11 protein-coding genes (1 of these 11 only partly in view) are annotated in these 14,722 nt (G+C 70.3%); 6 read left to right on the top strand and 5 right to left on the bottom strand.

Translation table 11 applies throughout. From position 1 onward, the window contains the following. Nucleotides 1-13 precede the first annotated feature (13 nt). Together TSH58p_RS25695 and TSH58p_RS25690 are read left to right on the top strand one after the other, a co-directional pair. Nucleotides 14-1,693 (top strand): ABC transporter ATP-binding protein, encoded by a 1,680-nt coding sequence (locus tag TSH58p_RS25695; RefSeq protein WP_109069206.1) that lies wholly within the window; start codon nucleotides 14-16, stop codon nucleotides 1,691-1,693. Nucleotides 1,694-1,722: 29 nt separating this feature from the next. Then, nucleotides 1,723-2,313 carry an ANTAR domain-containing response regulator gene (locus tag TSH58p_RS25690; protein ID WP_109069207.1) on the top strand — a complete coding sequence of 197 codons (591 nt, stop codon included), beginning with the start codon at nucleotides 1,723-1,725 and terminating at the stop codon, nucleotides 2,311-2,313. Between the two features lie 286 nt (nucleotides 2,314-2,599). Here TSH58p_RS25690 and TSH58p_RS33690 read toward each other — a convergent pair whose 3' ends face one another. Beyond that, nucleotides 2,600-2,767, bottom strand: a complete 168-nt coding sequence (locus TSH58p_RS33690) for a hypothetical protein (protein ID WP_199230079.1) — start codon at nucleotides 2,765-2,767, stop codon at nucleotides 2,600-2,602. Nucleotides 2,768-2,949: 182 nt separating this feature from the next. Here TSH58p_RS33690 and TSH58p_RS25685 point away from each other — a divergent pair, with 182 nt between their 5' ends. Both TSH58p_RS25685 and TSH58p_RS25680 read left to right on the top strand, forming a co-directional pair. After that, nucleotides 2,950-3,666, top strand: coding sequence for a YoaK family protein (locus TSH58p_RS25685; protein ID WP_014197976.1), 717 nt, complete (start codon nucleotides 2,950-2,952; stop codon nucleotides 3,664-3,666). Between the two features lie 52 nt (nucleotides 3,667-3,718). Continuing rightward, nucleotides 3,719-4,255: a mismatch-specific DNA-glycosylase gene (locus TSH58p_RS25680; protein WP_109069208.1), complete on the top strand. Its 537-nt coding sequence runs from the start codon at nucleotides 3,719-3,721 to the stop codon at nucleotides 4,253-4,255. 40 nt (nucleotides 4,256-4,295) lie between these two features. Here TSH58p_RS25680 and TSH58p_RS25675 read toward each other — a convergent pair whose 3' ends face one another. Next, the gene (locus TSH58p_RS25675; protein WP_109069209.1) at nucleotides 4,296-5,177 is read right to left on the bottom strand and encodes a ParB/RepB/Spo0J family partition protein; all 882 of its coding nucleotides are present in this window, start codon (nucleotides 5,175-5,177) and stop codon (nucleotides 4,296-4,298) included. Next, nucleotides 5,167-6,186 carry a ParA family protein gene (locus TSH58p_RS25670; protein WP_014197973.1) on the bottom strand — a complete coding sequence of 340 codons (1,020 nt, stop codon included), beginning with the start codon at nucleotides 6,184-6,186 and terminating at the stop codon, nucleotides 5,167-5,169. Before TSH58p_RS25670 ends, TSH58p_RS25675 begins: the two co-directional genes overlap by 11 nt. Before the next feature lie 1,082 nt (nucleotides 6,187-7,268). On the opposite strand from TSH58p_RS25670, the gene TSH58p_RS25665 reads away from it, so the two are divergent. Together TSH58p_RS25665 and TSH58p_RS25660 are read left to right on the top strand one after the other, a co-directional pair. Then, nucleotides 7,269-8,240, top strand: coding sequence for a replication protein RepA (locus tag TSH58p_RS25665; RefSeq protein WP_014197970.1), 972 nt, complete (start codon nucleotides 7,269-7,271; stop codon nucleotides 8,238-8,240). A 139-nt stretch (nucleotides 8,241-8,379) separates the two neighbouring features. After that, the gene (locus TSH58p_RS25660; protein ID WP_109069210.1) at nucleotides 8,380-9,615 is read left to right on the top strand and encodes a serine protease; all 1,236 of its coding nucleotides are present in this window, start codon (nucleotides 8,380-8,382) and stop codon (nucleotides 9,613-9,615) included. A gap of 92 nt (nucleotides 9,616-9,707) precedes the next feature. Here TSH58p_RS25660 and TSH58p_RS25655 read toward each other — a convergent pair whose 3' ends face one another. Both TSH58p_RS25655 and TSH58p_RS25650 read right to left on the bottom strand, forming a co-directional pair. Continuing rightward, nucleotides 9,708-13,478: an AAA family ATPase gene (locus TSH58p_RS25655; protein WP_109069211.1), complete on the bottom strand. Its 3,771-nt coding sequence runs from the start codon at nucleotides 13,476-13,478 to the stop codon at nucleotides 9,708-9,710. Continuing rightward, a protein-coding gene (locus TSH58p_RS25650) for an exonuclease SbcCD subunit D (RefSeq protein ID WP_199230080.1) crosses the window boundary here: on the bottom strand, nucleotides 13,478-14,722 show its 3' portion. It continues 30 nt past the right edge of the window; the window shows 1,245 of its 1,275 coding nt (coding positions 31-1,275); the start codon falls outside the window, past its right edge; it ends in the stop codon at nucleotides 13,478-13,480. Before TSH58p_RS25650 ends, TSH58p_RS25655 begins: the two co-directional genes overlap by 1 nt.

Genomic DNA, 14,722 nt, shown 5'->3' with positions numbered 1-14,722 from the left:
GGAGTCCCCGAGCATGGCCATCCTTGAGCTGAAGAACGTCGCGAAGTCCTACGGGGGGACCCCGGTGCTGCGCGGCATCGACCTGACCATCGCGGAGGGGGAGTTCGTCGCCATCGTCGGCTTCTCCGGCGCCGGCAAGACCACGCTGGTCAACCTGATGGGCGGGCTGGCCGCCCCCGATGCCGGCGAGGTCCTGTTCCGCGGCCAGCCGGTGCGCGGGCCGGGGGCGGAGCGCGGCGTCGTGTTCCAGAACTACTCGCTGATGCCCTGGCTCAGCGTGAAGGACAACGTGGCGCTGGCCGTGGACGCCGTGCACAAGGGCAAGCCGTCGCCGGAGCGCGGCGCGCTGACCCGCCGGGCGGTGGAGACGGTGGGGCTGGGCCACGCCACCGACCGCCGCCCCAAGGAGCTGTCGGGCGGCATGCGCCAGCGTGTCGGCTTCGCCCGCGCGCTCGCCATGAGCCCGGAAATGCTGCTGCTCGACGAGCCGCTGTCGGCGCTGGACGCGCTGACCCGCGCCAAGCTGCAGGACGAGATCGAGGCGATCTGGCGCAAGGACCGCAAGACCGTCGTCCTCATCACCAACGACGTGGACGAGGCGATCCTGCTGGCCGACCGCATCATCCCGCTGACGCCGGGTCCGGGGGCGACGCTCGGCCCGGCCTTCGCGGTCGACCTGCCGCGCCCGCGCGACCGCACCGCCGTGAACCATGATCCGGCTTTCAAGCGCCTGCGCGCCGAGGTCACGGCCTGGCTGATGGAGGCCGGGGCCAGCCGCGCCGCCGCCGCGGTGGACGAGAGCCTGACTCTGCCGGCGGTCACTCCCATCACCGCCGCCCCGCCGCCGAAGTCCTATCTGGCCAATTTGAATCTGTTGGGCCAGCCCGGCGGCCTGTCCGACGACCGCTACGTCGAGTTCAGCCGGGTCACCAAGACCTTCGCCACGCCGAAGGGGCCGCTGACCGTGGTGGACGGCTTCGACCTGAAGATGCGCAAGGGGGAGTTCATCTCCCTGATCGGCCATTCGGGCTGCGGCAAGTCCACCGTCCTGTCGATGGTCGCCGGGCTGGCCGACGTGTCCAGCGGCGGCATCGTTCTGGACGGCAAGGAGGTGACCGGCGCCGGCCCCGACCGCGCGGTGGTCTTCCAGGCGCCCAGCCTGTTCCCCTGGCTGACCGCGCTGGAGAACGTCATGCTGGGGGTGGACCGCGTCTACCCGCAGGCCGGCCGGGGGGAGCGCAACGACATCGCCCGCTACTACCTGTCGCGCGTCGGGCTGGGCGACGCCATGCACAAGACGGCGGCGGAGCTGTCCAACGGCATGAAGCAGCGCGTCGGCATCGCGCGGGCCTTCGCCCTGTCGCCGAAGCTGCTGCTGCTGGACGAGCCCTTCGGGATGCTGGACAGCCTGACCCGCTGGGAGCTTCAGGAGGTGCTGATGGAGGTGTGGGCGCGCACCCAGGTCACCGCCATCTGCGTCACCCACGACGTTGACGAGGCGATCCTGCTGGCCGACCGTGTGGTGATGATGTCCAACGGCCCGAACGCCCGCATCGGCCACATCCTGGAGGTGGACATCCCCCACCCCCGGACCCGGCAGGCTCTGCTGGAGCATCCCCGCTACTACGCCTACCGGGAGGAGCTGCTGAACTTCCTGGAAGGCGGGCATCACGGGACGGTCAAGGCGGCATAAGGTCGTGTGAAGGGGAGGGCGGAGCGGCCATGGCGAACAAACCCTTGACCATCCTGGTGGCCGGACCCGACGCCAGCGCGACGCGGGCCGTGGAGGACGGCTTGGCCGGGGCGGGAGGCCGCGACCGCATCGCCGTGCTCCATGGCTTCGCCGATCTGCCCGCCCGCGTCGCCGCGCTGGCGCCGGACGCGGTCGTCGCTGTTTTGGAAACATTGGACGCCGCGACGCTGGACGGCGTCTTCCGTCTGGCCCGGTCCGGGGCCTGCGCCGTCGTCCTGTTCGCCGACAAAGCGCCGCCGGGGGCGGCGGCGCAGGCGGCGGAGGCCGGGGTGGCCGCCTTCGTCCTCGACGGGCTGCACCCCGCCCGCGTGCGGCCGATCCTGGAAACCGCGCTGGCGCGATTCGCTGCTTTTGAAACGCTGAAACGCGAACGGGACGAGGCCCGCACGCAGCTCGCCGACCGCAAGCTGATCGAGCGGGCGAAGGGCATCCTGATGCAGCAGAAATCCCTGACGGAGGAGGCGGCCTACAACGCCCTGCGCAAGGCCGCCATGAAGCAGGGCCGCCGGGTCGCCGACATCGCCCAGAGCGTCATTACCGCCGCCCAGATCGAGCTGTGAGGCGTTTCAAATCAAGCGCTTCGGGCAGAGATTATACGGAACGGCCGATTCACTTCCTGGACCGGAGGGTCGGCCCTCGAGCGCTCCGGTGACGGCGGGTCTCCCTCAACAGTGCCAAAGCATGCGAGTCGCGGCAAGCCGTCTGTTTGTCCAATGTGTGAGCCGGTGATCGGGGGTGTCGCAATTCCGGCCGAGGCGTGCGGGATGCCGGCCTCGTCCCTATAATCCGCCGCCATCGCGCCGGAGCGGAGCGAGGCCCCCTTTCGTCGCCGATCCTCCGGAGGCATCACGCCGTCATCGGCGAAGACGGCGCACCGCGGCGATGAACGACCCGGCCGAGGGGAGCCAAGGCCCAAGGCTTGGCCCCTTGGGCGATCGCGTTGGCCAGACCGTCCGGATCGGCGGTCACCACGAAGCCCGCCAGCGTTCCGCCGCCGTGTGATCGTACGGTCATGTACGAAGGCTTGCGGTTTTGGCCTCTTCCGTACGAAGGAGGGGTGTGGGGCTGCGATGCCGCCCTGCCGGAAAACGCATTGATGCTCATGAAAACCAGAGGGTCCCCGGCGCGTGCCGCCCTCGCTATGATCCCGGCGCGGACGTCCGAACCGGCGCGCCGCCTGGTTCAAGGAGTGGGGCATGCTGGTCCGGCAGGGTGAGCATCGTGGCGTGTCGGCGGACCGCAGCCTGGCCTGGTCGCTGGCGGGCATCGCCGGCGCCGTCAACGCCGCGGGGTTCTACGCCGCCGGCCTCTATTCCTCGCACATGACCGGCACCGTCTCGACCATGGCCGATCATCTGGCTCTGGGCGAGATGGGCGCCTTCGGCATGGCGCTGGCGATCGTGGCGACCTTCATCGCCGGGGCGATGGTGTCGGCGATGCTCATCAACGCCGGGCAGCGCCGCGGCCTGTCGGCGATCTACGCCTACAGCGTCTGCCTCGAAGCCCTCCTGCTAGCCGGGCTCGGCGCCGCCGACGTCTGGCTGCACGAGCTTCGCGGCGCCGCGCTGGTCATGGGCTTGAGCTTCCTGATGGGGTTGCAGAACGCCATCGTCACCCGCATCTCCAACGCCCGCGTCCGCACCACCCACGTCACCGGCATGATCACCGACATCGGGATCGAGCTGGGCAACCTGATCGACGATCTCTACCACCGCAACGGCCGGGATCGCGTCCGGGTGACGCTCGACAAGCTGAAGACGCATCTGCCGACCGTCGGGTCCTTCTTCCTGGGCGGCGTGCTGGGGGTTCTGGGCTACAGCGCCTGGGGAGCGATGCTGTTCGTGACGCTGGCGGCCATCCTCGCCGGCTTCGCCGCCCCGGTGATTCTTGCCGAATGGCGGACGGCGGAGTAGGAGCGTTTCAAATTCAGCGTTGCCGGACACGGCTTTCCACTGTTGACGCAACATGACCGATTCCGAAGGCCCGATTCCCGACATCATCGCTCCCGGCCTGAAGGCTTTGTTCGTCGGATTCAATCCGGGGACGCGCTCCGGCCTGCTCGGCCACAATTACGCGGGGCGGGGCAACCAGTTCTGGAAGTTGCTGGCGGAGGCCGGTTTGACGCCGCGCCTGCTGCGCCCGGAGGAGGACCGGCTCCTGCCGGACTTCGGGCTGGGCTCCACCAACCTCGTGGCGCGGGCGACGCCGAGCGCCGCCGATCTCAGCCGCGCGGAGCTGCGCGGCGGCGTGCCGCGGCTGCGCGCCCTGGTCGCGGAGGTCCGGCCACGGGTGATCGCCTACACGGGGAAGGGGGTCTATCTCGCCGCCGCGGAGCGTGACCGGGCGGACTGGGGCGTGCAGCCGGACAGCCTGTTCAATGGTCCGGTGGACGTCGTGCTGCCCTCGCCCAGCGGGCTCGCCCGCCTGCCCTTCGCGGAAAAGCTGCGCTGGTTTCGCGAGGTGAAGCGGGTCATCGACGCTGAAGTTGACACCCGCCGCTGACGTCAGCGGGTGTCCGTTACAAATTCAGCGTTGCTGACGGTCAGGCCAGCAGCTCATCGAGTAGGGCGTGAAGGCGGCGCAGCTCCTGCCATTGCGCCTCGCTGAGCTGCTTGCGGTGCGCCCGCAGCTCCCCGGCATCGACGGCGGAGAAGTCCTTGGCGATGCGCTGGACGGCGGAGACGAAACGCACCGCCGGGGCCGGCTGAACCTTCGCCGCCGCCGCGGAATCCGGCTCGCCGCCGCCCATCTGGGCGCGCTTGGCCTCGCGCAGCGCCTTGACGGTGCCGCCGTCCTTGATCGTGTCCCACAGCTTCCTCTGCAGGACCGGATCGTCCACCGCGGCGATCTCCGTCAGGATGCTTTTCGGCACCGAGCGGTGGCGCGTTTCAAATTCAGCGACGATGTCGGCCGGCAGACGCAGCAGCGACAGGGTGCGCGTCACCTCCGCCTGGCTGCGCCCGATCACCTGCCCCAGCGCCTCGTGCGTGTAGTCGTGCCGCTCGATCAGCCGGGCGAAGGCGCGGGCCAACTCCATGGCGTCGAGGTCGACGCGCTGGATGTTCTCGATCAGCGCCAGCTCGTCGGGATCGCCGTCGGTGACGATGGCGAAGATGGTCTGGCGCCCGGCCAACCCGCAGGCGCGCAGGCGCCGCTCACCGGCGATCAGCCGGTAGTCGCCGTCGCCGAGATCCTGCACCAGGACCGGCTGCTTCAGCCCGTGCCGGGCGATGGAGTTGGCCAGCTCCTGCAGCGACTGGTCGTCGAAATGGCGGCGCGGCTGGTCGGGATTGGGGTGCACCCGGTCGAGATCGACCTCGATCAGCCGCGGGAAGTCGGCGGACAGCCCGAACAGCGCGTCCCCTCCGCGCTGCGCCGCCTTGTCGAAAATGCGGGTGCTGGTCCGTTCGAGTTTACGAGACATGGGCGTCTTCCGCAGTCTGGAGGTGGGCGGCCAGTTCGCGCGCCAGTTCGCCGTAAGCCTGGACGCTGTTGGAATTCGGGTCGGCCTCGATGGCCGGGCGGCCGGCGCCCGACGCCTGGGCGAACAGGGTGGCGCGCGGCACCGCGTTCAGAACGCGGGTGCGCCCCTCGTAATGCTCCTGAATCTCGCGCAGGCTGGCCTGATCCTGCGTCAAACGCGACGAGAACATGGTCGGCAGGATGCCGAAGATGTTCAGCGACGGGTTCGAACGGCGGCGGATCTTGGCGATGGTTTCCAGCAGCAGCGGCACGCCGAGCCCGGCGAACACCTCGGTCTGCACGGGAATCAGCACGAGATCGCTGGCCGCCAGCGCGTTGATGGTGAGAAGGCCGAGGTTGGGCGGGCAGTCGATCACGATGACATCGTAACGGTTCCGCACCTCCGCCAGCTTCTCCTTGAGGACCAGGGAGTTGTCGGGCTCCGCCACCAGCTCCGTCTCCGCCGCGGCCAGTCCGATGCTGGACGGGGCGAGCATGACGGCGCCGCCGCACACCGGCTGGAGGATGCTGTCGAAGGACGCCCCGCCGCGCACGACATTATAGATGCCCTTGCGCTGGGTTTCGATCTCGCCGGGGTCGAGCCCCATATGGACGGTGGCGTTGCCCTGGGGGTCGCTGTCGAGAAGCATCACCTTCAGGCCGAGCGTGGACAGCGCGTAGGACAGGTTGACCGCCGTCGTCGTCTTGCCGACGCCGCCCTTCTGATTCGCCACGGCCACCACGGCGCGCTGCATCTTGGGCACCCCGGCGTTCTGCGGCACGGCGGCCATGCCGCCCTGGCCCGCCAGGAAACCGGCGACCTGCTGGGGGATGCGCTCCGCCCCGCTTTCCCACCGGCTGATCCGGGAGCGGTCGTAGCGGCGGTTCAGTGCGCCGTTGAGCCATGTCGCGAAGCTCAACTGGTCTTCGGCGCGCCGTTCGCGGATGGCGCGCAGTTCTTCCCCGTTCATCGGGCCTCCGACTTTCCCTGTGAGTGGTCCTTTCTTGCAAAATGTGACGCAACTGGTCAAGCCGGAGCGCATCGAATTGCGTCAAATGGCGGTGGAAACGGCGGTCATGCGACGTCGTATGGGACTATGGTCATAGAAAAGCGGGCCTTGCGCCGGCCGCGGCGGACCGGGAAAAACCGTTCCGTAGTCGAATCGACCGTGACCCCGTCAAGCCCATTTTCCAAAGCGTTACCAATTCAGCGTTGGGTGGCGGGTGCGGTCTCGATTCGGCCCTTGAATCGCCTGGAGTCTGCCGTTTCAAATTCAGCGTCGTATGCCGATTCGAGGGTTTGCGCCGGCGTTGCAAGATCTGCGCGAGACTCGTCGAGTCGGCTAAGCCCTGGAAAGCCTTGGGTTTCCGAGTCGAATGTTACCAATTCAGCGTTGGAGCCGAGTCGCCTTTGTATCAAATTCAGCGTCGGGTCCGGTTGACAGTTGACGGTCTGCGGCTGGAACCGTCCATTCGCCCCGGTGCACGTGTCGGTGGAGGATGGGGGTCCGGATCACCCTCGAATGCCCGGTTGGCGATTCTCCGACCCCTGCGACGTTGCGTTTTCAGCGAAGGGGGTCGCGCCAGCACCCGCGCAACCGGTCTAACCGGAGAATCCTATAGGGACTCATATAGGACATGGTTGCGAGTTCAGCGTGGATAACCGCCTTTCGTGACTCGTCTTCAGCGTGGATGAGCGAGTCCCCGTTGCGACTTCGGCGTCCGCGCCGTTGCGGAGTCAGCGAACCGATCCGGCCCGTTTCGCCCGTTGCGATTCCAACTCAGCGTGGACAAGCCCGTGCGGCTGTGGACAAGCGGCTTTCCGGCTGGAGGTGCTCCGTTGGCGACGCTGATTTTGAAACGTCGGCTCGGCGGTTGCCGGCGGGGGAAGGGATGGGCCGGGTCAGAAAAGGCCGCTTCGCTGAAGTTGAGTCGGAATCTGCAGCTTCCGTTGCAACTTCAGCGATTCGTGGGATGGACGCGCTTCACAGCCACCACATTTTGTGTTTTCTGAAATGACAGGAACGTGACCGAACGAGGCCGGAGGGGTCCCATGGCGAAAATCCACGAGCAGCTTACCCTGGAGGGATTCGAGGCGGTTCTTGCCCGCACCGAAGACCCCAAGGAGCGCCGCCGTGTGATGATGGCCCATGAAGCGCTGTCCAACGAGATGGACGCGATCGGCTATCTCCACGCCGGCTTCTGCCAAGCCTCGCTGCCGCACCGCAAGCCCAAGGACGAGACCGCGCCCTGGGTGCGCAACAACGGCAAGTACCAGCTCGTTGTCCGCCCCGGCATCCTGCCGCTGCGCGACGGCACGGTCCTGGACGTCGGGGTTCCCTATGGCGCCAAGGCGCGCCTGATCATGATCTACCTGCAGACCGAGGCGCGCAAGACACGCAGCGCCCACGTCGATCTGGGGCCGAGCATGAGCGCGTGGCTGCGCCGTCTCGGGCTGGCCCCGACGGGCGGCGAGCGCGGAAACTACAAACCGGTGCGCGAGCAGGTGCTGCGGATCGCCCGTAGCGAATTCACCCTGCGCACCACCACCGGCCCCTCCACGGCGGAGATCTCCGACCAGCGCCTGATCGACGGCATCAAGCTGTGGCGCGACGAGGAGGACACGCCCGACCTGTTCCGCACCGGCGGCGAGTGGGTGCGCTTCGTCCGCCTGACCCAGAGCTTCTTCGAGCATCTGATGGAACACGCCGTCCCGCTCGACGAGCACGCCATCGCCAAGCTGAAGAACTCCGCCCTCGCGCTCGACGCCTATGTGTGGCTGGTCCACCGCCTGCACCGGCTGGACAAGCAGACGGTGGTTCCCTGGCACGCCCTGTCGCAGCATTTCGGCTCGGTCAGCGAGCACCGCGTCCTGGCCTTCCGCCTGAAGGAAGCTTTGAAGGACGTGATGGCCGTCTATCCCGACGCGAACATCGAGCCGACCTCCAAGGGACTCGTCCTGCGTCCCTCGGCCCCGGCCGTGCCGTCGAACAAGCATCTCGTCCTGCGGCCTGTCCGCGGCTGAGGCGGAACGGGTTGAGCGCTGCGGATGGAATCGCCCGCAGCGCGACACGCTCTGTTGAAATGAACGGCTCGGGCGTGACATTGTCGGTCGGTTGCAACCATCCGCTGCTGTGCCAGATGCAGCGGAAGGACCGATCCCAATGTCCTACAGGGTCGGTGACGATCAATATCCGGCGCGCGCCGTGGTTTCCATCGAGGCCACCTGGGGAAGCCGCACCTACATCGGTTCGGGCTTCCTGGTCGGCCGCAACGACGTCATCACCGCGTCCCACGTCGTCTACAACGCCGCTCTCGGCGGCAAGCCAAGCAGCCTGAAGATTTACCCGTCCTACAACCCGGGGAAATCCGACAACAAGGCCTACGGCGTTGCCAAGTCGCAGTTCTTCACCAACTTCGATCCGGATTCGGACGGCAAGCTGATCACCGGCGATTTCTACCGCGCCACCCAGAGCGGGTCCGAGATCGACGTCGCGCTGCTGACCTTGTCCGAACCCATCGGCGACGCCTACGGCTATTTCGGGATCGACTGGAACTTCAGCGGCGGGCCCGTCAGTGTTCTGGGCTATCCCGCCAAATACGATCGCTACGAGATCTACGACAGCGGCTCCATCCGCCGGTCGGGCGTCGATACCGTCTACTATGTGAACCCGGATCTGGAGATCAATCCCGGAAATTCCGGCGGTCCGATCTATTACAGCTCCGGAAACAACGCCTTTGCCGTCGGTGTCGTGTCGACCGCCGTCGGTGCCGCCTCGCTTGGCGGCCACGCCTATTGGCTGAAGGACGCGCTGTCCGCCAACGACGCCTACATCTCGTCCGGTGCGCCTCCGACCGACACGCAGCGGCGGGCCTTCGTGAACAACGGGGTGTCCGGCTGGGAAGTGCAGATGGAGATCTATGTCGGCCCGCTGACGACGCTGAAGAACATCTATCTGGGCACCAAATCCATCGAGGCGGTGATCGGCAGCATGCTGGGCGACTTCATGAATCTGGGTGCCGGCGACGATGCGGCGGACGGGAAGGACGGCGACGACGTCCTGGACGGCGGCACCGGTTCCAACTTCCTGACCGGCGGGGCGGGCAACGACACCTTCTTCCTGGATGGGCGGGGCACCGGGGTGACCTGGTCCACCATCACCGACTTCGAGCCGGGCGAATGGAGCACCGCCTGGGGATGGAAGGAGGAGGTGTCGAAGCTCACCTGGGAGGCGATGAAGGGCGCCACCGGGTACGAGGGCGCCACGGTGCGCATCGACTTCGACGGCAACGGCACCATCGATGGCAGCATCACCTTCACCGGAAAAGCCGTCGGCGCGGTCATCACCATGCCGGGTCAGGTGGGTGCCGACAGTTATCTGGCCTTCCGTCTGGCCTGACGGCTCTCTTACCACGGGGGCACAGAGACACGGAGGGACGCTCCAACCCTCCCTCCATGTCTCCATGGCGATCCCAAGCCCCCTGGGACGCCCTACAGGGGCAGCAGCAGTTCCCGCTCCGCCGCCGCGTCCGGTGAGGGGGCGGCCAGAGTCCCGCGGGTGACCGTCACGGCGCTTCGCCCGCCGCCCTGCGGGGTGACGCGCACCTGCACGCCGATCCGCTCCACCAGCGCCGGGACGTGGCTGATGACGCCGACCTGCCGCCCGGTGGCCTGAAGCGCCTCCAGGCAGGACAGCGCCAGATCCAGGCTGCCGGGGTCCAGCGTGCCGAACCCCTCGTCGATGAACAGCGTGCCGATCCCGCCGCCGCCGCTGCCCCCCGCCATGGCCGACAGGCCGAGCGCCAGGGCCAGCGACACCAGGAACATCTCGCCGCCGGACAGGCTGTGCACGCCGCGCCGCTCGTCGCCCATCTCGCCGTCCACCACCTGGATCTCCAGATCGGCCCCGCCCACCCGTTCCAGCCGGTAGCGGCGGGCGAGATCGGCCAGATAGCGGTTCGCCTGCACCAGCAGCAGGTCGAGGCTGAGGCTCTGGGCGAAGTTGCGCAGCTTTCGCCCGTCGGCGGAGCCGATGAGCTGCGCCATGGTCGCCCACAGCCCCTGGGCCTTGCGCTGCGCCTCCACCCGGTCGAGCACGGCGGCGAGGCGTCCGCGATTCTCGATATCGGCGCGCAGCCGGGCCTGGGCCTCGCCCAGCCGGGCGCGGGCCTCCTGCAGGCGCCGGCCCGTCTCGGCGACGGCCTCGCCGGCCTCCTCGGCGCCGAGCGCGGGGTGTCCGGCGGCGTGGTGCTCCCGCCGCAGCCGCGTCCGCTCCGCCGCCAGAAGCGCCGTCTCGCGCCGCGCCGACTCGAGGGCGGCGAGCGCCCGTTCCTCCCCGGTAAGCCAGTCCTCGTCCCGGACCAGATGGGCGCGCGCCGCCTCCACCGTCACGCCGCAGCGCTCCGCCGCGGCGGCCAGGGCGTCGGCCGCCGCTTCCGCCTCGGCGGCGCAGCGGCGCGCGGAGTCGCCCCGCGTGGCGACGGTCTGCTCCGCCCCGGACAGGCGGGCCGCCGCGTCCTGCCGGGCGATCGTGGCCTGCTCGACCAGGGCCTCGGTCCGTCGACAGGCCTCGGTCAGCTCCTTCTTCACCGCGGCGACCGCGCGTCCGCCCAGCAGGGACCCCCGTGCGCCGCGCCGTTCCTCCAGCGCCGCGGCCAGCCCCTCGCACCGCCGCCGCGCCGCCTGTTCGGCTTGCCGCGCGCCTTCCAGTTCCGCCGCCTTGGCGCCGGCCTGCCGCTCCAGGGCCTCCACGTCGCGCCGCGCTTGGGCCAACCCCTCGCGCTGACGCAGGACCTCGGCGACCCGCGCGCCGATGCTCTCGCGGAACCCCTCCGGATCGCGGTCGAGCCGGCTGTCCCAGCCTTCCAGCCCGGCGAAGGGCTGGGCCAGCTCCGCCCGCACCGCCGTCCGCGTGTCCGCCGCCTGATCACGCCGCGCCACGGCGAGCGATTCGGCATGGCGGGCGGCGTCGAGCTGGCGCGTCCGCGTCTCGATGGCCCGCTCGGCCTCGGTCAGCGCCGCATCCCGCGTCCGGCAGGCCTGCACCGCGGCGTCGAGCCGCGCCTTGTGGTCCAGCGCCGCCGCCTCGGCCTGTCCGGCCGCTGTCAGTTCCACGTCCACCTCGGCCAACCGCCGGGTGACGGTCTCCGCGTCCGGTTCGGCGGGCAGCCCGAAGCCGGGCGCCCGCTCCGCCCAGCGCTCCGCCACGGCCGTCCGGTCCGCGGCCAGGGCGGCCAGCCGGCCATCCAGGACCACAGCCTGTTCCAGCGCCGCCTTCGCGGCGGCGGTGTGGGCGCCCTGGTCGGTGGCCAACCCGGTGACCTCGGCGCGCAGGGCGGCGACGTGGCGTTCCTGGTCCTCGGCCAGCTGGTCGAGCGGCGTGTGCCCGTCCCCCCAGGGATGCTCCGTGGCACCGCAGACCGGGCAGGACTCGCCGTCCGCCAACTGGGCGCGCAGCGACGCCACGCCCTCGCTGCGGGCAAGGCGCAGGCGGTGGAGCGTGGTGTCCGCCTCCTCCAACGCCGCCCGGCGCTGGTCCAGCCGTGCCTTCATCTCCGCGGCGCGGATCTCCCCCTCCACGGCGGCGGTGCGTTGCCGCTTGCGTTCCGCCTCGGCCTCCGCGGCGTCCGCGGCCAGCCGGGCGGCCCGCTCCGCCAACTGAGACAGCACGGACAGCCCGTCGCGGCGCTCCGCCAGCGCCGTGCGGCGGCCGCGCAGGGTGTCCAGCGACTCCACCGGCTCGGCCTTCAGCGCGGACAGCGCTTGCTCCGCTTCGTCCCGCCGCGCGGCGGCGTCCCGCCGGACGGTGGACAGGCGGATCCGTTCCGCCTCGTGGGCGGCGGCCTCCGTGGCGGCGCGGGCAGCCTCCGCCTCCGCCTCCCGCACGGCCCTCGCCGAGTCGCGGTGGCGCAGCAGCAGCGCGTCCCAGCGCGCCCACTGGTCGGCCACGGGCTGCAGGGCCGTCTGGCCGGCCAGCCAGCCCTCCCGCTCCGCCGATTCGGCGCGCGCCTGGTCCAGCGCCGTCCGGATGGCGGTCCAACTCTCCCCGATGGCCCTGGCGTCCGCCTCCGCCGTTGCGGCGTCCGCGTGCGCCCCGGCCTGTTGGCCGGCCAGCGCGGCGATCTCGGCATCGAGGGCGGCGGCCTGTTCCAACTCCGGCTCGGCGGCGTCGATGGCGCTGCGGGCCGTCTCGTAGGCGCCGCGCACCGCGCGATGACGGGCCTCGGCATGGACCAGCCGATCCTGCGCCTCCGTCACCGCGGTCTGGGCTCGGGCCAGAGCCTCCCCGGCTTCCGAGGCCGCAGCGGCGCAGCGGTCCGCCTCGCCCAACCGGACCCGCAGCGGCTGGAGCCGGCGCAGAAGGGCCGCCTCCTCCCGCCGCGCCGCGGCCTCCTGCCAAACCTCTTCGGACCGTGCGCTCGCGGCGGCGGCCTCCATCTCCGCCTTGCCCAGCCGGGCGTCCTGCTCATGCCAGGCGACGGTGGCGCGGGCCTGCTCGAACGCCGCTTCCTCCTGGCGCACCGCCTCGGCCGCCGCTCCGGCCTCGGCGTCCAGGACGGCGCGCTCGTCGTCGGTCAGCACGCCGATGCCCGCGCATTGCGCTTCCAGCGCCTCCAGCGCCCGCTGCTCCTCCCGGGAGCGCTCATGCGCGGCGACGGAGATGCGGGAGTAGATCTCGGTGCCGGTCAGCAGCTCCAGCAGGGCGGAGCGCTCGGTCGCCGGGGCTTTCAGGAAGTTGGCGAAATCGCCCTGGGCCAGCAGGACGGCGCGGCGGAACTGCTCGAAGCTCAGCCCCAGCCGGCTGGAGATCTCGTCCAGCACGCTGGTCTTGCCGTCGCCCAGCCGCTTGCCGTCCGCAAGCGCGGTTAGGCTCATCGTCTGCTTCTGCAACTGGCCGCGCGCGTTCTGCCGGGCCCGCCGCAGCTCCCAGCGCGCCCGGTAGGCGGCGCCGTCGATCCCGGCGAAATCCACCTCGGCCCAGCCGGCCCCGGCACCGCGGCGCAGGACGCTGCGCACGTCGGTGGTGCTGATGGCGTCGGTGTCCCCGCTGGCGCCCAGCGCCACGCCGCGCCCGTCCGGCAGCCGGGGCATGCGGTCGAACAGGGCGAGGCACAGCGCGTCCAGGATGGTGCTCTTTCCCGCCCCGGTCGGGCCGGTGATGGCGAACAGGCCGGCGTGGCGCAGCGGCCCTCCGGCCAGTTCCACCGCGAAGGTCCCGTCCAGGCTGGCCAGATTGCAGCCGCGAACCGCCAGAATCCGCATCACGCACCCTCCTGGACGGTCGCGACCAATTCATGGAAGGCGGCGAGCAAGGCCGGCTCCGGCTCGCCTTCGTGATGGCGGCGGTAGAGCCGCAGGAACACGTCCTCCGGCGCGAGGTCCGCCAGATCGGCCAGCGGCACGGATTCGGCCAGCGTCTCGCCGCTGCCGGTCAGCCGCAGGGCCAGCTTCACCAGCCGCGCCGGTCGCCCGGCCAGCGCCGCGACCACCTCCTCGCGCAGGGCCGGCCGGGGCGCCGGCAGTTCGACCGAGACCTCTATGTAAGGCCAGCCCTCCCGTGGCAGGTCCTCGTCCAGCTCCAGCGCGGTCAGCGCCGCCAGCGCGTCCTCCGGCGCCGCGAACCGTCCGCCGCCGGGGATGCGCCGGATGGCGACGAAGCGGGGCACCCGCAGGGACTCGACCCCGGCCAGCCGTCCCTCCGCGATGTCGGCCAGCACCACCTGATGCGGGTAGGGCTCCTCGTCCACCGCCAGCGGCAGGGGGGAACCGCTGTAGCGCACCGAGTCGCGGGTCCCCACCGCCTGCGCCCGGTGCAGGTGGCCGAGCGCCACATAGGCGGCGTCCTCCGGGAAGACGTCGACCGGCAGCGCGTGCTGGTTGCCGCCCAGGATCTTGCGCTCGCTGAGTTCGGACAGAGCGCCGTCGCGCATGTAGCAATGGCCGGTGAGGATCAGCGCCTCGCCGGGCCGCAAGGCGCGCCGCCCGGCCTCCGCCGCGTCGGCGTAGACCCGGCGCACCCCCTCGACCAGCGGGTCGGCGCCGGCGGCGATCTCCTCCTCGCCCAGAGGCGGGAGATCGGCGGGGCGGAGGTAGGGCACCGCGACGCAGCGCGCGGCGACCGTTCCGTCGCGGCTGGTCAGCGGAACCACCAGCCCCTCCGGCGCGAAGGCGCCCTCCTCGTCCACCGGCAGGGCGCCGACCACCCGCACCCCCATTTCCGTCAGCAGCGGGGAGGGCGCCTCCAGCCGGCTGCCGCTGTCGTGGTTGCCGGCGACCACCACGATGTCCAGCGCCGGGCAGCGCGCCTTGGCCTTCGCCAGGAACCGGTAGAACAGGCTGAGCGCCGGGATCGGGGGATTCTGCCCGTCGAATACGTCTCCGGCGATGATCAGCGCATCGACCGCCCGGTCTTCGAGACGGTCGAGAAGCCAATCAAGGAATCGCGCATGCTCGTGCTCGCGCGCGAAGCCGTGCAGAGTCTGCCCGAGGTGCCAATCGGCGGTGTG

Origin of the sequence: Azospirillum sp. TSH58 (assembly GCF_003119115.1) — a bacterium.
Lineage (GTDB): Bacteria > Pseudomonadota > Alphaproteobacteria > Azospirillales > Azospirillaceae > Azospirillum.
Note: the sequence above shows the minus strand (reverse complement) of the source record. Positions and strands in the feature narration are given on the sequence as shown.

Excerpts from the sequence above, each read along its gene's own strand:
- TSH58p_RS25690 (WP_109069207.1), top strand. The coding sequence starts at position 1,723 with ATGGCGAACAAACCCTTGACCATCCTGGTGGCCGGACCCGACGCCAGC.
- TSH58p_RS25665 (WP_014197970.1), top strand. The coding sequence starts at position 7,269 with ATGGCGAAAATCCACGAGCAGCTTACCCTGGAGGGATTCGAGGCGGTT.
- TSH58p_RS25670 (WP_014197973.1), bottom strand. The coding sequence starts at position 6,186 with ATGAACGGGGAAGAACTGCGCGCCATCCGCGAACGGCGCGCCGAAGAC.
- TSH58p_RS25680 (WP_109069208.1), top strand. The coding sequence starts at position 3,719 with ATGACCGATTCCGAAGGCCCGATTCCCGACATCATCGCTCCCGGCCTG.
- TSH58p_RS25675 (WP_109069209.1), bottom strand. The coding sequence starts at position 5,177 with ATGTCTCGTAAACTCGAACGGACCAGCACCCGCATTTTCGACAAGGCG.
- TSH58p_RS25655 (WP_109069211.1), bottom strand. The coding sequence starts at position 13,478 with ATGCGGATTCTGGCGGTTCGCGGCTGCAATCTGGCCAGCCTGGACGGG.
- TSH58p_RS25660 (WP_109069210.1), top strand. The coding sequence starts at position 8,380 with ATGTCCTACAGGGTCGGTGACGATCAATATCCGGCGCGCGCCGTGGTT.
- TSH58p_RS33690 (WP_199230079.1), bottom strand. The coding sequence starts at position 2,767 with ATGACCGTACGATCACACGGCGGCGGAACGCTGGCGGGCTTCGTGGTG.
- TSH58p_RS25695 (WP_109069206.1), top strand. The coding sequence starts at position 14 with ATGGCCATCCTTGAGCTGAAGAACGTCGCGAAGTCCTACGGGGGGACC.
- TSH58p_RS25685 (WP_014197976.1), top strand. The coding sequence starts at position 2,950 with ATGCTGGTCCGGCAGGGTGAGCATCGTGGCGTGTCGGCGGACCGCAGC.